Consider the following 18,024-nt stretch of genomic DNA (forward strand, 5'->3'; position numbering starts at 1 on the left):
GCTCACGTGACAGTTCCAGACGGCAATCATGCCGCCTTTTTCTTCAGCAATGCATAAAGGCCGTTTTCATCGACCGAAATCGGCAAGATGTCGGTTCCGGCAGCTTCGACAGCGGCCTGTGCATCAAGCAGCTTTTCTGCCTCGTTTTCCGCATCGGCCGGCGTGGTGGCCGCATCCGCTCCCTCAGGCTCGTTATCGCCTTCAGCAGGTGGGGCCTCTTCCGCCGGCGTTGCCGCGAGCACGGAAATCAGGGCGATTTCCGATGAGATGTCGGCGGGGCCCTGGCCGGCTGCGCCATCCGCCTTCTCATCGGCGGAGGCGTCAATGTGCTCCTTCACGACGTCCTGAATTTCCTGCACGTCCTCAAGCTTGCCCTGTGCGTCACGGGTCTGGATATCTTCTTCCCGTTCGGCTGCCACTTCCGCATCGTTGATTTCGCCAATGCGCTTTTCGCCACGTTCGGCCTGCAATTCTTCCTTGGACTTCGGATCTGCCACGTCTTCCAGACGCTGGATGACCTTCAGGGTCTCCCTCGTCATGAAGAGAGTGCCTTGCGCCTTGTCATTGAGCGCATCTTTTACCGCTCGCGCCTGATCTCCGTAAGGATTGGCGATGGCGGCGATCATCGCGCTGGCTGAGATGCCGAGCTCCTCGAGACCGGTCGATTCCTCCAGTTCACTGACGTTCATGGGCAAGGTCGCCCGCGCGGCCATGATGGCCTCCGACATCTGCGCGCCAAAATCCTCCTCCGTTCCGGTGAGGCCGGCACGCTCGGCGATGCGGGCGGCAAGCGCCGCCATGGGATCGGTTTTGGCGTTGACGCCGTTGTTCAGCACATCGACGACCTGCAACTGCGAAACACCGAAGGAGGCGAGGGAAATTGTGGTGGCTTTTCCCTGCGCATCGGTTTTTTCGAAACTCTGGGTCAGGGTCAGCGCATCCTGAAGCCTTTGTGCAAAGGAAAAATTGGATTCATCCACGTCCTGCGTGATGCCGAGGGCGGCGGAAAAGCGGGAAACAAGCGAGGCGAAGGCATCCGGGTCCGGCTTCATGGCACCGAAGAGATAAGCGCTTATCTTCTCATTGGCGACGCGCTGGCTTTCATCCGGCTGCGGGTTCGTTCTGACCGCATCATCCTTCTTGGTGCCGTTGGCCTTTTCCTGCTCCTCGCGCTGGCGTTCCTCGATGGTTTCGACCATCGAGCGCATGAGGTCGCTCACTGCAATGCCCGCCGTCTGTTGTAGCGGAGTAATCATCTGGAAAGTCCCCGGCCGCCCAAAGTTACGGCCGAGAATAGGCAAGTCTGGTAAATCAGTGTTTAAACGAAGGCGAAAACGCTCAGCTATGGGCGAAAATGTCGGTTTCGTCCCAGCCGAGCAGGTCTAGCTTCGCACGGGTCGGTAAAAACGCGAAACAGGCATCGGCATGATCAAGGCGGCCGTCGCGGATGAGACGCGCCGTCAGCTTGTCGCGCAGCGCATGCAGATAAAGAACGTCGGAAGCGGCATATTCGAGCTGCGCCGGGGAAAGCGTTTGCGCTGCCCAGTCCGAAGATTGCTGCGCCTTGGAAATATCGACCTCCAGCATTTCCTTGAGGTTGTCCTTCAGCCCGTGCCGGTCCGTATAGGTGCGGGTCAGCCGTGAAGCGATCTTGGTGCAGAAGACAGGCGTGGTCGTCACACCGAACGTATGAAAAAGCACGGCGATATCGAAACGGCCATAGTGAAAGATCTTCTGGTGGGCGGGATCGGCAAGCATGCGCACGAGGTTCGGCGCTTCTTTCTGCCCAGCGGCGATGCGGATGATGTCTGCCGTGCCGTCGCCCGGCGAAAGCTGGACGACGCAGAGGCGGTCGCGACGCGGCACCAGACCCAGCGTTTCCGTATCGATGGCGATGGCGCCGGTATAGCGCGCGGCATCTTCGGCGGAAATATCGCCTTCGTGATAACGGATGGGTGCTGCCATGTCCTGCTCCAGAAATTCCAGTCTACTGCTCCGGCTATAACGGAAAGACCAGCGGGACGATACCGTTTTATCGGTCGGTCCGCCGCGCCACGCCGCACGCCCTTGGCACTTGCCTTTGCGAAAGTCCCCGGGTTAGGGTCGGAAATCTTTTCCTGACAAATTGCATGAATTCCCAATGACAAAGAAAATCTATCTCGCCGGACCGGAAGTGTTCCTCCCGAATGCGCGCGAAATGCTCGACCTCAAGGCAGCACTGGCGCGGGAGGCCGGCTTCATCCCGCTTTCGCCGGGCGATCTGCAGATCCCGCCGGCGGATACCAGGATCGGTCATGGCTGCAACATCAATGAAGTCGACGAAGGGATGATGCTTGAAGCGGATGCCGTGATTGCCAATCTCACACCGTTTCGCGGCATCGCCGCCGACACGGGAACGAGCTACGAGCTGGGCTTCATGTGCGCGCTGGGCAAGCCGGTGTTCGCCTACACCAATGTCGCGGCCAATCACTTCAGCCGCATCAAGGCGCATTACGGCAATGTTGTCACCGTGGATGAAACGGGCCGGTATCGCGGACCGGACGGGTTGTCGATCGAGAATTTCGACATGGTCGACAATCTCATGCTGCACGGCGGGATTTTGCGGCGGGGCGGCAACGTTATTGTCGGCGACGTTTCCGATGAGGACTTGTATACGGATCTCGCCGCCTACCAGCGCTGCCTTGCAGCGGCGGCGGAAAAACTACTGACACCGATTGACCCTGAAAAAACGAATAGAGTGGAGGCATCATCATGAGCGGAACCATCCTCATCACCGGCGCGACGTCGGGCTTCGGACAGGCTACGGCCCGACGCTTCATCAGGGAAGGCTGGAAGGTCATCGGCACGGGCCGTCGGGCGGAACGACTGGAGGCACTGGCAGCCGAACTCGGATCGGCTTTCTACGGCGCCGCCTTCGACATCACCGATGAGGACGCAGCCGAAAAAGCGCTTGCCGCCTTGCCGGAGGGCTTCCGAGACATCGATGTCCTCGTCAACAATGCCGGCCTGGCACTGGGCACGGCCCCCGCGCCGCAGGTGCCGCTAAAGGACTGGCAGACCATGGTGAACACCAACATCACCGGTCTGCTGAACATCACCCACCATCTCCTGCCGATACTGATCGACCGTAAAGGTATCGTCGTCAACCTTTCGTCTGTTGCCGCGCATTATCCCTATACGGGCGGCAATGTATACGGCGGCACCAAAGCCTTCCTGCGGCAGTTTTCGCTCGGTCTGCGCTCGGATCTGCACGGCAAGGGCGTCAGGGTAACCTCAATCGAACCGGGCATGTGCGAAACGGAATTTACGCTGGTGCGCACCGGGGGCAATCAGGAAGCTTCGGACAATCTCTACAAGGGCGTCAATCCGATCACGGCCGATGATATCGCCAACACCATCTATTGGGTCGCCTCGCAGCCCAAACATATCAACATCAACAGTCTTGAGCTCATGCCAGTCAACCAGTCCTTCGCCGGTTTCCAGGTCTACCGGGAGAGCTGACTTCCCGCGGTAGGGTAGGTTCTGCCGAAAAACCGGGCAGTCATTCCGGAGCTATGCAGAAATGCAATGCTGCATTGCGAGACTTGCTCTGTTAAAAATCACAGATACCGCTATATTCAAATCATCGAAGCGACGCACTCCTCCTCCCAGCGTCGCTCGATGTGGATCGGTGGTACTCCTCCTCCCAATCACCGATCAAGTTTGAAGCCTGCCGCACCTCCTCCCGCGGCAGGCTTTTTCCTTTTCTTGGCTCTTTTTTACGTGGTGGATTGGCGTCCGTTTCCCGGCTGCACGCGATGCGTGGACAAGGGGCTGGTTTCTCCCTTGGATTTCCGGGGGATTTTCGATTTCCGCGTCAAGGCAACGACTCCTGAAATCAGGCTCGCGTCGATCACGATTTCGTTATGTCTAGATAAATATGCACAGTTTTGTGGCGGTGCGTCCTCCCGCCCCATTGCTTAGCCTTCCCCCTGTGGTTAAGCATGGGCAAAAGAACGCTTGGGAGGTGCCGGCACGCCAGTGTCCGTGCGCCCGAAGGCGGCGGGGAGAGAATGGCAGACTTTCAAGAGGCGCTGAAGCAGTTTCAGCCGATCGCGGTTTCATCGATCGCTGAAGACGAGCTCAGGTTGCGGTTGCGTGGCCTGCAGGCGCGAATGACCCAGCAGAACATCAAGGCGGTCTGGCTCGACGCTTCGTCGTCGCTGACTTATTATACCGGTCTGTCGCTTGGCCTTTCCGAGCGTATTCACGGTGCTCTGGTGCCGGCCGAGGGCGAGCCGATCTATATAAGCCCGACCTTCGAGGAACCGAAACTCCAGACCCTGATCCGTATCCCCGGCGCAGTCGCCACCTGGGAAGAGGATGAAAGCCCGTTCGACCTGATGGCAAGGCGTATCGGTGCGCTGGCCTGTGCAGGTCACTTCGTCGCCATCGATCCGGCTACGCCCTTTGTTTTTGCATCCTCGCTCATGCAGCGTCTGGAAGGCCGCATCATTTCCGCTCAGCCGTTGATTGTCGCCCAGCGGCAGGTCAAGTCTGCAGCGGAGATCGCCCTCATTCAGACAGCGATGGACGCGAGCTATAATGTGCAGAAGGCCGTGTTCGAAGGCCTGCGTCCCGGCATCTCCACCACGGAAGTCGCGGATTTCGTCAATGCCGCCCATATTGCCCTTGGCATGAAGCCGCTTTTTGTGGCGGTGCAGTTCGGCGAGGCGACGGCCTATCCGCATGGCGTGCCCCATGTGCAGACGCTGAACCAGGGCGACATGGTGCTGGTCGACCTCGGTGGTATTCTTCATGGCTATCGTTCCGATATCACCCGTACCTATGTCTTTGGCAAGCCAACGGAACGGCAGCGTTTTCTCTGGAATGCCGAACGTGACGCACAGGCCGCGGCCTTCGCTGCCGCCCGCGTTGGCGCCGCCTGTTTCGAGGTGGACAAGGCCGCCCGGGACAGTCTGAAGGCGGCCGGATTTGGCCCGGATTATCAGCTTCCCGGTCTGCCGCACCGCACGGGTCACGGGCTTGGGCTGGATATTCACGAAGAACCCTATATCGTTGCAGGAAATGCCACGGCGCTTGAGCCCGGCATGTGTTTTTCCATCGAGCCGATGCTGTGCGTTTATGGGGAATGCGGCGTTCGTCTCGAAGATATCGCTTACATGACGGAGGCAGGGCCGCGCTGGTTCTGCCCACCGGAAACGAACCTCGACCGGTTGTTTCAGCCGGTCGCCGGGTAATTGGTCGGGAGGCAAAGACCGAACGGCGAGACGGGCATCCCCGTGCCGCCGCTGACCAGAAGAAGGTAGGCCCCTGGAGGGGGCCGCAGGAACTCAGAAAAAGAGGGAAAGGACCATCAGATGAAAATGCTGACCCGCAGTTTGCTTATCGCTTCTGCACTTGCGATGACTTCCGCCATGCCAGCCATGGCGAAGACCTTCGTTTACTGCTCCGAGGCATCGCCGGAAGGCTTTGATCCGTCGCCTTACACCGCCGGCGGCACCTTCGACGCTTCCGCGCATCCGGTCTACAACCGTCTGACGGAGTTCAAAAAGGGCACGACAGAAGTAGAGCCGGGCCTTGCGGAAAAGTGGGACGTTTCCAAGGATGGTCTCGAGTACACTTTCCACCTGCGCAAGGGCGTCAAGTGGCACTCCAACGACAAGTTCACGCCGAGCCGCGAATTCAACGCTGACGACGTGATCTTCAGCTACAACCGCCAGGGCGACGCGAAGAACCCGTGGAACCAGTATATCGCAGGCATCACCTACGAATATTACAACTCCATGGAAATGCCGTCCCTGATCAAGGAAATCGTCAAGGTCGACGATTACACGGTCAAGTTCGTGCTGACCCGCCCGGAAGCGCCGTTCCTCGCCAACATCGCCATGCCTTTCGCCTCCATCGTGTCGAAGGAATATGCCGATACGCTTGAGAAGGCCGGCACCAAGGAAGACTTCAACAATCTGCCGATCGGCACCGGTCCGTTCAAGTTCGTCGCCTATCAGAAGGACGCGGTCATCCGCTTCCAGAAGAACGCCGACTACTGGGGTGAAGCCCCGAAGATCGACGACCTGATCTTCGCGATCACGCCTGACGCTGCGGTTCGCCTGCAGAAGCTGAAGGCTGGCGAATGCCACCTGATGCCATACCCTGCTCCGGCTGATCTCGCGACCATCCGCGCCGACAAGAACCTCAAGCTCGATGAACAGCCGGGCCTGAACGTCGCTTACTTCGCCTACAACACGACCGTTGCACCTTTCGACAAGCCGGAAGTCCGCAAGGCGCTGAACATGGCGATGAACAAGCAGGCGATCATCGACGCCGTGTTCCAGGGTGCAGGCCAGGTTGCCAAGAACCCGATCCCGCCGACGATGTGGTCCTACAACGACAGCATCAAGGACGATGCTTACGATCCGGAAGCTGCCAAGAAGGCTCTCGAAGCCGCTGGCGTCAAGGATCTGTCGATGAAGATCTGGGCGATGCCGGTGCAGCGTCCTTACATGCCGAACGCCCGTCGTACCGCCGAGCTGATCCAGTCGGATTTTGCGAAGGTCGGCGTCAAGGCCGAGATCGTCTCCTTCGAGTGGGGTGAATATCTCAAGAAGTCCACCGAAACGAAGCGCGACGGTGCCGTCATCCTCGGCTGGACCGGCGACAACGGCGACCCGGACAACTTCCTTAGCGTTCTCCTGTCCTGCGCCGCAACCGGTGAAGGCGGTGCGAACCGTGCACAGTGGTGCAACAAGGAGTTCTCGGACCTCTTGGCCAAGGCAAAGCAGACCACCGACGTTGCCGAGCGCACCAAGCTTTATGAGCAGGCACAGGTGATCTTCAAGGAACAGGCTCCGTGGGCGACGCTTGCGCACTCCACGCAGTTCGTTCCCATGTCCGCCAAGGTTTCCGGCTTCACCATGAGCCCGCTTGGCGACTTCACCTTCGAAAACGTCGACATCGCGGAGTAATCCCCGAACAACCGGACGCGCGGAAGAACCCTGTTCTTCCGCGCGTCTTTTCAGGAAAAAGCCATGATCCGGTTCATTCTCGGCAAACTTCTCTATCTCGTTCCGACCTTCCTCGGCATCACCATCGTTGCCTTCGCCTTCGTGCGCGTCCTGCCGGGCGATCCCGTGCTGCTGATGGCGGGCGAGCGTGGCATTTCGCCCGAACGGCATGCGCAGCTTGCCGAACAGCTCGGCTTTGCCCAGCCCGTGTGGCAGCAATATCTTCATTTCCTGGGACGGCTGCTTCAGGGCGATCTCGGTAATTCGCTGGTCACCAAGAAGCCGGTTCTCACCGAGTTCCTGTCGCTCTTTCCCGCGACGGTCGAGCTTGGTCTCGTCGCCATCATCATCGCAACGCTGATTGGCGTTCCGGTCGGCGTGATCGCCGCTATTCGCCGCGGCTCCTGGTTCGACCAGATTTCCATGACGACGGCGCTCGTCGGCTTCTCCATGCCGATCTTCTGGTGGGGTCTGCTGCTCATCATCATGTTCTCCGGTATCCTGCAATGGACGCCGGTTTCGGGCCGCATCTCGCTGATGTATTTCTTCCCCTCCGTCACCGGTTTCATGCTGATCGACAGCCTGATTTCGGGACAGAAGGGCGCCTTCGCCTCGGCCTTTTCGCATCTTATCCTGCCCTCGGTGGTGCTTGCCACCATTCCGCTTGCCGTCATTGCGCGCCAGACGCGCTCGGCCATGCTGGAGGTTCTCGGCGAGGATTATGTGCGCACGGCCCGCGCCAAGGGCATGTCGCCTTCCCGTGTCGTCGGCATCCATGCGCTGCGCAACGCCATGATCCCCGTCATCACCACCATCGGTCTGCAGATCGGCGTGCTGATGGCTGGCGCCATCCTGACCGAAACCATCTTTTCCTGGCCGGGTATCGGCAAGTGGATGATCGATTCCATCTCGCGCCGCGACTATCCGGTCGTGCAGAGCGGCCTGCTGTTGATTGCGGGTCTGGTGATGATCGTCAACCTGCTCGTCGACCTGACCTACGGCCTCATCAATCCAAGGATCCGTCACAAATGAGCGATGTGACCACAGCTCCGGTCGTCAGGCTTTCTGACGCCGCCATCCGCCGCCGGATGATCGCCGATTTCTGGTTCTATTTCCGTCAGAACCGTGGTGCCGTCATCGGCCTTGCCGTGTTTATTCTCCTCGTGCTGGTCGCGGTTTTTGCGCCGCTGATCGCGCCGCATGATCCAACCCAGCAATATCGCGATGCGCTGCTGGTGCCGCCGGTCTGGCAGGAAGGCGGCCGGGCCGGCTTCTTCTTCGGCACGGACGCCGTCGGGCGTGACATGTTGTCCCGTCTGATATACGGCGCGCAATATTCGCTGTTCATCGGCATCGTTGTCGTTTCCATCGCGCTCATTGGCGGCATTGTCATCGGTCTCATTGCCGGCTTTTTCGGCGGCTGGGTCGATACCGTCATCATGCGTGTGATGGACGTCATCCTGGCGTTCCCATCGCTGCTTCTGGCGCTGGTGCTGGTCGCGATCCTTGGGCCGGGGCTCACCAACGCGATGATCGCCATTGCCATCGTCTATCAGCCGCATTTTGCGCGTCTGACGCGTGCAGCGGTCATGAGCGAGCTTCGGCGTGAATATGTCACGGCCGCGCGCGTGGCCGGTGCCGGCAATCTCCGGCTGATGTTCAAGACCATCCTGCCGAACTGCCTTGCACCACTAATCGTACAGGCAACGCTTTCGTTCTCGTCTGCGGTTCTCGATGCGGCCGCACTCGGCTTCCTCGGCATGGGCGCTCAGCCGCCTGCCTCCGAATGGGGCACGATGCTGGCGGAAGCGCGTGAGTTCATTCTGCGGGCCTGGTGGGTTGTTACCCTTCCCGGCCTGACGATCCTGATCTCGGTGCTTGCCATCAACCTGATGGGTGACGGGCTGCGTGATGCGCTCGATCCCAAACTGAAGCGGAGCTGAGATATGAGCCTGCTGAAAATCAAGAACCTGACGGTGAAATTCGCCACCGCCACCGGTGCCTTCACCGCCGTCGACGGAATTGATGTGTCCGTGGACAAACACGAAGTGCTGGCCATCGTCGGTGAATCCGGTTCGGGCAAATCGGTATCGATGCTCGCCGTCATGGGCCTGCTGCCCGATACGGCGACGATTACCGCCGATGAGATGGTCTTTGACGGCATCAATCTGCTGGCCATGTCGCCGCAGGAGCGCCGCAAGCTGATCGGCCGTGAGATCACCATGATCTTCCAGGAGCCGGTCGCCTCGCTCAATCCGTCCTTCACGGTCGGTTTCCAGATCGAGGAAGTGCTTCGCCTCAATCTCGGCATGAGCGGCGCTGCCGCACGCGCCCGCGCGCTGGAGCTATTCCGTGCTGTCGGTATTCCCGATCCGGAATCCAAGCTCAAGGCCTATCCGCACCAGATGTCGGGCGGGCAGTGCCAGCGCGTGATGATCGCCATTGCGATTGCCTCCAAGCCGCGTCTCCTGATCGCCGACGAGCCGACGACTGCGCTCGACGTGACGATACAGAAGCAGATTCTCGACCTGCTGATGAAGCTGCAGGAAGAATATGGCATGGCGCTGATCCTCATCACCCACGATATGGGCGTGGTTGCCGAGACCGCCGATCGTGTCGTCGTGCAATATAAGGGCCGCAAGATGGAGGAGGCGGATGTGCTGAGCCTCTTCGAAGCCCCGCAGCATCCCTACACCAAGGCATTGCTTTCGGCCCTGCCGGAAAATGCCACCGGCGACCGTCTGCCCACCGTCTCCGATTTCTTCGGCAAGGAGGGCGTTCGATGAGTATCGTGGTTGAAGGCAAGGGCATTACCCGCGACTATCACGTTCCCGGCGGCCTGTTCGGCGGTGCGAGAATGGTGCAGGCCCTGAAGGGCATCGATTTCGCCGTCGAGCGCGGCAAGACGCTCGCCATTGTCGGTGAATCCGGCTCGGGCAAGTCGACGCTGGCTCGCATCATTGCCCTCATCGATCCGGCTTCCGGCGGTGAATTGAAGATCGATGGCCAGCCGGTCGATATCGCCAGGCGCCGTCCCGGCACGGAAATGCGCTCCAAGGTGCAGATGGTGTTCCAGAACCCCTATGGCAGCCTCAATCCGCGCCAGAAGGTGGGTGACGTGCTGATGGAACCACTCATCATCAACACGAAGATTCTTGCTTCCGAGCGCCGCGAGCGGGCTGAAGCCATGCTCGTCAAGGTCGGCCTTGGTCCTGAGCATTTCAACCGTTATCCGCACATGTTCTCCGGCGGCCAGCGCCAGCGCATCGCCATTGCGCGTGCACTGATGCTGAACCCGGCGCTGCTGGTGCTGGACGAGCCGGTCTCGGCACTCGATCTTTCGGTGCAGGCACAGGTCTTGAACCTGCTGCGCGATCTGCAAGAGGAATTCGAACTGACCTATGTCTTCGTCAGCCACGATCTTTCCGTGGTGCGTTACATTGCTGATGACGTGATGGTCATCTCCAAGGGCGAGGCGGTGGAGCAGGGCACGCGCGAGGAACTTTTCGCCGATCCGAAGCACCCCTATACCCGTCAGCTCTTCGCCGCGACCCCAATCACGGATGTCGATGCCATTCGCGCCCGCGTGGAGCGCCGCAAGGCGGCGAGACAGTCTGCAACAGCCTGACGGTTGACGAAAGAGGTTGGGAGCAGGCCGGATTTCCGGCCTGTTCTTTTTTCAGGACTTCAGGAAACGCCCAATTGCCGCCAGGGCGCCCTGCTCGCGAATGTTGCGATAGGCGGCTTTCAGGGCCAGGACAAAGGTTTCGGTGGCGGGCAGGTCGCTGCCAAAGGTGCGTTTGAAACCGAGGAAGCGGTCGACCACCGCATCCGGAGCCATCGCCAGTTGATCCGGCGCATCCCATTCCCTGAAGGCGGGGTCGAGAATGGTGATCGGCTGCCCCTTTTCATCTTCCTCTGCACAGGACCTGATCCACAGCGCGACGGCAAAAATGACCGCTCCGCACTCAGCCTTTTCCGCCAGCAATTCTCGTAGTGGTGAAAGTATCCGCAGCGGCACTTTCTGCGACGCATCGGAGGCGATCTGCATGGTCTTGTGCTGCAATGAGGGATTGGCGAAACGCTGCCGCAGGCCGGCTGCGAATTCAGAACCATTGACGGCAGGATCCAGCGTCCGTCCGACCTCACGCCAATAGACGTCGATGAAGTCGCGCACGGTCTTTTCAGCCCAGGCATCGGCCACCGTCGCAAGGCCGGCAATCTGGCCGATGGCGGCGATGGCACTGTGGGAGCCGTTCAGCATCCTCAGCTTCATATGCTCGTAAGGTTCGACATCATCGACGAATTCCACGCCCGATTTCTCAAGCGCCGGTCTGCCATGAGGAAAACGGTCTTCGATGACGAAACGGAAATAAGGTTCCGCAACGACCGGCCATGCATCGCTGAGGCCGAGTGCGGCCGAAATCGCATCCCGGTCCGCATCCGTGGTGGCGGGAACGATACGGTCCACCATCGAGCAGGGGCAGGCAATATTGGCTTCGATGAAGGAGGCCAGTTCCTGATCCGCAAGGCTCGCGAATTCCAGCAGCAGCTTTCGCAGCATGTGGCCGTTGGCGGGCAGGTTGTCGCAGGACAGCAGCGTCAGCGGCAGGGAGCCTTCGGCACGTCTGCGCCGGGTCGCTGCAAGGATGAAGCCGAAGATCGAGCGCGGCCGCTCCGGGTTTTCGAGATCGTGGACGATATCGGGATGGTCGCGCAGCAGGCTGCGGGAGGCGAGATTGGTCAGGTAACCCTTTTCCGTCACGGTCAGGGTCACGATGAGAACGCGCGGGTCGGCCATCCGCTCCACCAGTCGCTCCGGGTTTTCCGGGGCGACGACGGTTTCAAGAATCGAGCCGACGATGCGCAGGCGCTCGCTTTGGCCATCGCGAAGGCAGAAGGTGTAGAGATTATCCTGCGGTTCGATGGCGTCGCGGGTGTCCGGGCTGCGCAGCGATGCGGCGACGATGCCCCATCCTGTTTCGCCGCGATTGAGGCAATCGTCGATGAAAACCGCCTGATGCGCCCGGTGAAAGGCGCCGACGCCGAGATGCACGATGCCGGGCGTGATTTTCATGCGCTCATAGGCAGGGGTCGTGACCGTGTGCGGCAGGCGGGGCAGGGTTCTAGCGGAAAGCCGGTCCATCATCAGCACAAAATCCCCCTGGCGAATGAGATGGTTTCGGCTCGCGCTGATGGAATTGCGACCCCGGGGTTTTCGCGCATGCAGTCCTCCACTTGTCTTTTAATTGATCAGGCGCCGGCCTCTTTGAACAGTCGGACCTGACGCAGCGTGTTCTGGCGGCTGCGCTCCAGGTGCCGCCACAGCGCATCGATGATCTGGGCCTTGCTGCCGGCGGCAATGGCATCGGCAATATTCTGGTGCTCCTCGACCGAGCGGGCGTAATCACCGAGGATCGAGACGAAGACCGTGTGGGTCTGGTCTAGAATGCGCTCATGCGAACCGGAAATGACCGGAATGCGCGCCGCTGCGACCAGGGTCGCGTGGAAACTGCGGTCGTAAAAAAGCGCTTTCGACAATTCATCCAGCGTCGAGCCTTTGGCGAAGGCGCGGTGTTTGTCGAGGCTTTCCAGCAGTGCTACGTGCAGCGTTCCGTCCAGCTGCCCGGCATCGAAGGCCACTTCAACCGCACCTTTTTCAAGCAGCATCCTGGCCGCGTATAGTTCCTCCACATCCTCGACCGTGAAGTCGCGCACCACCATTCCGCGCCGGGACGAACTGACCACCAGCCCATCCGCCTCGAGTTTCAGGCAGGCTTCCTTGACCGGCGTCGGGCTGATGCCGAGATCGGCGGCAAGTTCATTTGGCAGCAGACGTTCGCCGCCGCGCAATTTGCCGCTGACGATGCGTGCGCGCAGTTCCCGGTGCGCCTGTTCGGCGAGCGTGACTTTGACGAGTGTGTTCATGCCCACATCATCGCCCAGCTTTGCTAAGCAGGCAATGATCGAATATTAAAAATAAAAAATTTTTTATTTTACAAAATCCGTTTTTCTGTTAGCTCTGTCTGCCATCGGAAGCCGGCTGCCGGAGGAGGGCGGTCCGGCAATCCCCTGACGGTTTGACTCCTGCAACCATTGGACGCGGGAGATAACACGATTTCACCCGCCCAGTCGGCAAAGCGTGTTTCATAAAGGGACTTCCGGCTTTCCTCCCCAGAAGCGTTCAAGCATCGAGGAATGACCGATCATGAAAATTACCGCCGTCGAACCCTTCATCCTGCACCTGCCGCTGACATCGGACTCCATTTCCGATTCCACCCACAGCATCACCCATTGGGGTGTTGTCGGCGCAAAGATCACCACCAGTGACGGCCTCGAGGGCTATGGTTTCACCGGCACCCATGCGCATCTGGCGTCGGACAGGCTGATCACATCCTGCATCAGCGATTGTTACGCGCCCTTGCTTGTCGGCGAGGATGCGTCGGAGCATTCACGGCTTTGGATGAAGCTCGCTCGTTATCCCTCACTCCAATGGGTCGGCAGGGCTGGCATCACCCATCTGGCGTTAGCTGCGATCGATGTGGCTCTCTGGGACCTGAAAGCGAAAAAGGCAGGCGTGCCGCTGTGGCACTATCTCGGCGGCGCACGCACGGCGGCAGTGGAAGCTTATAATACCGATATCGGCTGGCTTTCCTTCTCGTTGGACGATTTGCTTGCAGGCAGCTCAAGGGCGGTGGAGGAAGACGGTTTCACCCGGCTGAAAATCAAGGTCGGGCATGACGACCCGAATATCGATATCGCCCGGCTTGCTGCCGTCCGCAAACGCGTCGGCTCATCCATCCGCATCGCCATCGATGGCAACGGCAAATGGGATTTGCCCACATGCCAGCGCTTCTGTGCGGCAGCGAGGGATCTGGACATCTACTGGTTCGAGGAGCCGCTGTGGTATGACGATGTGACGAGCCATGCCCGGCTGGCGCGCAATACCACTATCCCGATTGCGCTAGGCGAGCAGCTTTATACGGTGGATGCGTTCCGTTCCTTCATCGATGCCGGCGCCGTCGCTTATGTCCAGCCGGATGTAACACGGCTTGGCGGCGTCACCGAATATATCCAGGTTGCCGATCTGGCACTCGCCCATCGCCTGCCTGTCGTGCCGCATGCCGGCGAGATGAGCCAGGTGCATGTGCATCTGAGCTACTGGCATCCGGCGTCGACCATTCTCGAATATATTCCGTGGATCAAGGATCATTTCGAAGAACCGATCCAGGTGCAGGATGGTGTCTACAAACGGCCTGAGCAGCCGGGTGCGAGCACCACGCCGCTGGCGGAGAGCTTCGCGCGTTACGGCAAGGCGCTGAACTAGAGCAGCGGTATACAGCCCGGATTTTAACGGAGGGAAGCACGTCCTCCGTCATGCCGGACTAGATCCGGCATCCAGCCACGGCGCGTCTACGCCGTAAAAAGACTCTTTCGCGATCAAAGACTTGATCGCGCTGGACCCCGGATCAAGTCCGGGGTGACGGCGTGTGGATGATACGATTTTTCCAGATTTAGCGCCAGCCAAGTGCCGGCGCTACCTGCTTCAGGATGGTTTCGATCACATGGGCGCTGTAATCGACGCCCAACTGGTTCGGCACGGTCAGCAGCAGCGTGTCAGCTTCGGCGATGGCTTCATCGGCCTTCAGCTGTTCGATCAGCTTTTCCGGTTCGGCGGCATAGCTGCGTCCGAAGATCGCACGCGTCTTGTCGTCGATATAGCCGATCTTGTCGTCGCCTTCGTTACCGTAACCGAAATAGGCGCGGTCGCGATCATTGACGAGGGCGAAGATGCTGCGGCTGACGGAGACGCGTGGCTCACGCGCATGTCCGGCCTCCTTCCAGGCTTCCCGGAACGTGCGGATCTGCTGCGCCTGCTGGACGTGGAAAGGCTCACCGGTTTCGTCCGTCTTCAGCGTGGAGCTTTGCAGGTTCATGCCAAGCTTTGCCGCCCACACTGCCGTTGCATTGGAGCTCGAGCCCCACCAGATGCGCTCGCGCAAGCCTTCGGAATGCGGCTCCAGCCGCAGAAGACCCGGCGGGTTGGGGAACATCGGCCGCGGGTTCGGCTCGGCAAAGCCTTCGCCCTTCAAAAGCTCGAGGAAGACCTCGGTGTGCTGACGCGCCATATCTTCTTCGCTCTGGCCCTCGGCCGGGCGATAACCGAAATAACGCCAGCCATCGATGACCTGCTCCGGCGAGCCCCGGCTGATGCCGAGCTGCAGGCGTCCACCGGCGATGAGGTCGGCCGAACCGGCGTCCTCCACCATGTAGAACGGGTTTTCGTAACGCATATCGATGACGCCGGTGCCGATCTCGATCTTTTTCGTGCGGGCGCCGACGGCGGCCAGAAGCGGGAAGGGTGAGGCCAGCTGACGGGCGAAGTGGTGCACACGGAAATAGGCGCCGTCAGCCCCCAGTTCTTCTGCGGCCACGGCGAGGTCTATCGACTGCAGCAGCGTATCGGCTGCCGAGCGGGTCTGCGACTGGGGGGAGGGCGTCCAGTGGCCGAAGGATAGGAATCCGATCTTTTTCATAATGACCTTCCAGATTTGGAGGATGTCCGCTAGTGCAGCGACATCGTTGTTGTCCCTCATATAAGCAACGGCGCAGATCCTCCAACCTGCGAGACGAAGACAGGGTGTCGCCGAAATGTGAACGATCGCGACTTCAGACCATGATGCCGCGCTTGAGAATAAAGAGCTTTTCGTGGGCGCGCGCGGTGGTGAGGATGAAATCCATCAAGGAGCGCACCCGTGGCACATTGGCAAAGTCCTGATGGCTGGTGAGCCAGTAACCTCGCCGCAGCTCGACCTCACCCGGAAGCACCATCTGCAAATCCGGAAAGCGCGCGGCGATGAAATTCGGCAGGATGCAAAGCCCTCGGCCACCAAGCGTGGCGGTCAGTTGCGCAAAAATGCTCGAAGACTGGAAATTTGGCCGCAGGCCCGGAAGCACATCGCGCATGTAATCGAGGCCGGGTGAAAAGATCAGATCCTGCACGTAGCCGATGAAGAAGTGGTCGAGCAGGTCTTCCCGCTTCGTAATTTTCGGCTGTCCGGCGAGATAGGACCGTGAGGCGTAAATATGCAGCGTGTAATCGATGATCTGTTCATTGATATAGGGACCGGCCTTCGGCGGATCGAGCGTGACAGCCACATCCGCCTCCTTTCGGGAAAGCGCCATGATCTGCTGGATCGTCACCATTTCCACCATGATGTGGGGATGGGTGGCGGCGAAGTCCTTCAGCCTCTCGACGAAGAAAAAATTGGAAAAACCTTCGGGAGCGCTCAGGCGCACAACGCCGCGCAGCAGGCTGCCGCTTTCGGAAATATCCGATTGCAGCCGTTCAGCCTCTGCCTCTATGCGCTCGACGGTATCGACCAGTCGCCGCCCCACCGTCGTCAGCTCATACCCGCGCGGGTTCCGCTCGAAGAGCTTGGTTTTAAGCGAAAATTCCAGCCGGTCGATATGGCGGGAGACGGTGGCGTGGCTGGTGCGCAGGCTTCTGGCGGCGGATGAGAGCTGTCCGGTGCGGGCCACGGCCAGGAAATATTGCAGGTCGTCCCAGGTGAAAGGGGTGGCCATAATTGTCTCCCATCAAGAGTTCTGTACAAAAATGAACAGTTCCTGTTCGCAATTTGATGATGACACGCTCTTGTGTCAACGGCCGAATTCGAGAAGTCTACGCTTAGGATGCGCCGCTTTGAGGAGGGCGGTGCGGCCATTCATGTGCAGGGTTTCGGTTCACCGCTGCACAGACAATCTGAGGCTCGCAATCATCTCTGGGAGGAGAAGTCATGCGCAAGAGTATCGTTTTATCCACGGCCATGGCACTGGCCGCCGGCACCGCCGCTTATGCCGCCGAGATTTCGGACGGCAAGGTCAAGATCGGTATCCTGAACGACCAGTCCGGCGTTTACGCCAATTTCGGCGGCAAATACTCCTATGAAGCCGCGAAGATGGCGGTTGAGGATTTTGGCGGCAAGGTGCTTGGCGCGCCCGTGGAAGTGGTAACGGCTGACCACCAGAACAAGGCGGATGTCGCCTCCAACATTGCCCGCCAATGGTACGACACCGAACAGGTCGATTCGATCATGGAACTGACCTCGTCGTCTGTCGGCCTTGCCGTGCAGGCACTTTCGAAGGACAAAAAGAAGATCACCGTCAACACCGGTGCTGCCACCACCGAGCTGACCGGCAAGCAGTGCAGCCCTTATGGTTTTCATTGGGCCTATGACACCTATTCGCTGGCTGTCGGCACCGGTGGCGCACTCGTCAAACAGGGCGGCGACAGCTGGTTCTTCCTGACAGCCGACTATGCCTTCGGTTATTCGCTGGAAGAAAATACGTCCAATTTCGTCAAGGCTAACGGCGGCAAGGTGCTTGGCTCCGTCCGCCATCCGCTCGCAACCACCGACTATTCGTCCTTCCTGCTGCAGGCGCAGTCTTCGGGCGCGAAGGTTATCGGTCTTGCCAATGCCGGTCTCGACACCTCCAACGCCATCAAACAGGCTGCGGAATTCGGTATCGTTGCAGGTGGCCAGCGCCTTGCAGCGCTTCTCTTCACGCTTGCAGAAGTCCATGGCCTCGGCCTTGAGGCAGCTCAAGGGCTGACACTGACGGAAGGTTTTTATTGGGATCGCGACGATGAATCGCGCAAGTTTGGTGAGCGCTTCAAGGAACGCACCGGGGCCATGCCGAACATGGTTCACACCGGCACCTATTCCGCTGTCTTGCATTATCTGAAGGCGATCGAAAAGGCCGGCACCGACGATGCGGACGCCGTCGCCAAGGCCATGAAGGAAATGGCTGTCAACGACGTCTTCGCCAAGGACGGCCATGTGGCCGCCAACGGCCGCATGATCCACGACATGTATCTCATGGAAGTGAAGAAGCCGGACGAAAGCAAGCAGCCGTGGGATTATTACAAGGTACTTGCCACCATCCCCGGCAAGGAAGCCTTCATGGACCCCGCAAAGAGCGGTTGCCCGCTGGTAACGCAGTAAAGAAGAATAAA

At 59.6% G+C, this 18,024-nt stretch carries 16 protein-coding genes; 10 read left to right on the forward strand and 6 right to left on the reverse strand.

All coding sequences use genetic code 11. From position 1 onward, the window contains the following. Window positions 1–26: 26 nt before the first annotated feature. Window positions 27–1,256 carry a hypothetical protein gene (locus BLU28_RS14565; protein ID WP_022563460.1) on the reverse strand — a complete coding sequence of 410 codons (1,230 nt, stop codon included), beginning with the start codon at window positions 1,254–1,256 and terminating at the stop codon, window positions 27–29. 82 nt (window positions 1,257–1,338) lie between these two features. Next, window positions 1,339–1,965 (reverse strand): ribonuclease D, encoded by a 627-nt coding sequence (locus BLU28_RS14570; RefSeq protein ID WP_006698074.1) that lies wholly within the window; start codon window positions 1,963–1,965, stop codon window positions 1,339–1,341. Between the two features lie 175 nt (window positions 1,966–2,140). Here BLU28_RS14570 and BLU28_RS14575 point away from each other — a divergent pair, with 175 nt between their 5' ends. The 8 genes from BLU28_RS14575 (at window position 2,141) to BLU28_RS14615 (ending at window position 10,632) form a co-directional block, all read left to right on the forward strand. Then, entirely contained in the window at window positions 2,141–2,755 is a 615-nt protein-coding gene (locus BLU28_RS14575; RefSeq protein WP_022563461.1) for a nucleoside 2-deoxyribosyltransferase, read from the forward strand. Then, on the forward strand, window positions 2,752–3,501 hold the full coding sequence (locus BLU28_RS14580) for an SDR family oxidoreductase (RefSeq protein ID WP_022563462.1): 750 nt from the start codon (window positions 2,752–2,754) through the stop codon (window positions 3,499–3,501). The genes BLU28_RS14575 and BLU28_RS14580 overlap by 4 nt, the downstream gene beginning before the upstream one ends. Window positions 3,502–4,052: 551 nt before the next feature. Then, window positions 4,053–5,240 (forward strand): M24 family metallopeptidase, encoded by a 1,188-nt coding sequence (locus tag BLU28_RS14590; protein ID WP_022563463.1) that lies wholly within the window; start codon window positions 4,053–4,055, stop codon window positions 5,238–5,240. A gap of 120 nt (window positions 5,241–5,360) precedes the next feature. Next, a complete protein-coding gene (locus BLU28_RS14595; protein WP_004437852.1) occupies window positions 5,361–6,965 on the forward strand; it encodes an ABC transporter substrate-binding protein in 1,605 nt (534 codons plus the stop codon). Between the two features lie 63 nt (window positions 6,966–7,028). Continuing rightward, window positions 7,029–8,036, forward strand: a complete 1,008-nt coding sequence (locus tag BLU28_RS14600; RefSeq protein ID WP_004437854.1) for an ABC transporter permease subunit — start codon at window positions 7,029–7,031, stop codon at window positions 8,034–8,036. After that, window positions 8,033–8,947 (forward strand): ABC transporter permease subunit, encoded by a 915-nt coding sequence (locus BLU28_RS14605; protein ID WP_004437857.1) that lies wholly within the window; start codon window positions 8,033–8,035, stop codon window positions 8,945–8,947. Before BLU28_RS14600 ends, BLU28_RS14605 begins: the two co-directional genes overlap by 4 nt. Window positions 8,948–8,950: 3 nt before the next feature. Continuing rightward, complete coding sequence (locus tag BLU28_RS14610) at window positions 8,951–9,790, forward strand: ABC transporter ATP-binding protein (protein WP_022563464.1); 840 nt, start codon at window positions 8,951–8,953, stop codon at window positions 9,788–9,790. Continuing rightward, window positions 9,787–10,632: an ATP-binding cassette domain-containing protein gene (locus BLU28_RS14615; RefSeq protein ID WP_022563465.1), complete on the forward strand. Its 846-nt coding sequence runs from the start codon at window positions 9,787–9,789 to the stop codon at window positions 10,630–10,632. The genes BLU28_RS14610 and BLU28_RS14615 overlap by 4 nt, the downstream gene beginning before the upstream one ends. A gap of 51 nt (window positions 10,633–10,683) precedes the next feature. Here BLU28_RS14615 and BLU28_RS14620 read toward each other — a convergent pair whose 3' ends face one another. Continuing rightward, window positions 10,684–12,153, reverse strand: a complete 1,470-nt coding sequence (locus BLU28_RS14620) for a mannitol dehydrogenase family protein (protein ID WP_045533875.1) — start codon at window positions 12,151–12,153, stop codon at window positions 10,684–10,686. 104 nt (window positions 12,154–12,257) lie between these two features. After that, window positions 12,258–12,932, reverse strand: a complete 675-nt coding sequence (locus BLU28_RS14625) for a GntR family transcriptional regulator (RefSeq protein WP_022563467.1) — start codon at window positions 12,930–12,932, stop codon at window positions 12,258–12,260. Window positions 12,933–13,212: 280 nt separating this feature from the next. Between BLU28_RS14625 and BLU28_RS14630 the strand changes: the two genes are divergently transcribed. Next, complete coding sequence (locus tag BLU28_RS14630) at window positions 13,213–14,331, forward strand: mandelate racemase/muconate lactonizing enzyme family protein (RefSeq protein ID WP_022563468.1); 1,119 nt, start codon at window positions 13,213–13,215, stop codon at window positions 14,329–14,331. 187 nt (window positions 14,332–14,518) lie between these two features. Here the strand turns inward: BLU28_RS14630 and BLU28_RS14635 are convergent, their stop codons facing one another. After that, window positions 14,519–15,541, reverse strand: coding sequence for an LLM class flavin-dependent oxidoreductase (locus BLU28_RS14635; RefSeq protein WP_034500268.1), 1,023 nt, complete (start codon window positions 15,539–15,541; stop codon window positions 14,519–14,521). Between the two features lie 133 nt (window positions 15,542–15,674). Then, on the reverse strand, window positions 15,675–16,592 hold the full coding sequence (locus BLU28_RS14640; protein WP_004437871.1) for a LysR family transcriptional regulator: 918 nt from the start codon (window positions 16,590–16,592) through the stop codon (window positions 15,675–15,677). Window positions 16,593–16,804: 212 nt separating this feature from the next. Between BLU28_RS14640 and BLU28_RS14645 the strand changes: the two genes are divergently transcribed. Continuing rightward, entirely contained in the window at window positions 16,805–18,013 is a 1,209-nt protein-coding gene (locus tag BLU28_RS14645; protein WP_004437873.1) for an ABC transporter substrate-binding protein, read from the forward strand. The last annotated feature ends 11 nt before the right edge of the window (window positions 18,014–18,024 follow it).

It is taken from the genome of Agrobacterium pusense (genome assembly GCF_900102105.1).
Taxonomy (GTDB): domain Bacteria; phylum Pseudomonadota; class Alphaproteobacteria; order Rhizobiales; family Rhizobiaceae; genus Agrobacterium; species Agrobacterium pusense.

Coding starts and splice junctions, on each gene's coding strand:
- BLU28_RS14630 (WP_022563468.1), top strand. CDS start 13,213: ATGAAAATTACCGCCGTCGAACCCTTCATCCTGCACCTGCCGCTGACA.
- BLU28_RS14615 (WP_022563465.1), top strand. CDS start 9,787: ATGAGTATCGTGGTTGAAGGCAAGGGCATTACCCGCGACTATCACGTT.
- BLU28_RS14590 (WP_022563463.1), top strand. CDS start 4,053: ATGGCAGACTTTCAAGAGGCGCTGAAGCAGTTTCAGCCGATCGCGGTT.
- BLU28_RS14645 (WP_004437873.1), top strand. CDS start 16,805: ATGCGCAAGAGTATCGTTTTATCCACGGCCATGGCACTGGCCGCCGGC.
- BLU28_RS14640 (WP_004437871.1), bottom strand. CDS start 16,592: ATGGCCACCCCTTTCACCTGGGACGACCTGCAATATTTCCTGGCCGTG.
- BLU28_RS14605 (WP_004437857.1), top strand. CDS start 8,033: ATGAGCGATGTGACCACAGCTCCGGTCGTCAGGCTTTCTGACGCCGCC.
- BLU28_RS14565 (WP_022563460.1), bottom strand. CDS start 1,256: ATGATTACTCCGCTACAACAGACGGCGGGCATTGCAGTGAGCGACCTC.
- BLU28_RS14620 (WP_045533875.1), bottom strand. CDS start 12,153: ATGATGGACCGGCTTTCCGCTAGAACCCTGCCCCGCCTGCCGCACACG.
- BLU28_RS14600 (WP_004437854.1), top strand. CDS start 7,029: ATGATCCGGTTCATTCTCGGCAAACTTCTCTATCTCGTTCCGACCTTC.
- BLU28_RS14610 (WP_022563464.1), top strand. CDS start 8,951: ATGAGCCTGCTGAAAATCAAGAACCTGACGGTGAAATTCGCCACCGCC.
- BLU28_RS14580 (WP_022563462.1), top strand. CDS start 2,752: ATGAGCGGAACCATCCTCATCACCGGCGCGACGTCGGGCTTCGGACAG.
- BLU28_RS14595 (WP_004437852.1), top strand. CDS start 5,361: ATGAAAATGCTGACCCGCAGTTTGCTTATCGCTTCTGCACTTGCGATG.
- BLU28_RS14625 (WP_022563467.1), bottom strand. CDS start 12,932: ATGAACACACTCGTCAAAGTCACGCTCGCCGAACAGGCGCACCGGGAA.
- BLU28_RS14635 (WP_034500268.1), bottom strand. CDS start 15,541: ATGAAAAAGATCGGATTCCTATCCTTCGGCCACTGGACGCCCTCCCCC.
- BLU28_RS14570 (WP_006698074.1), bottom strand. CDS start 1,965: ATGGCAGCACCCATCCGTTATCACGAAGGCGATATTTCCGCCGAAGAT.
- BLU28_RS14575 (WP_022563461.1), top strand. CDS start 2,141: ATGACAAAGAAAATCTATCTCGCCGGACCGGAAGTGTTCCTCCCGAAT.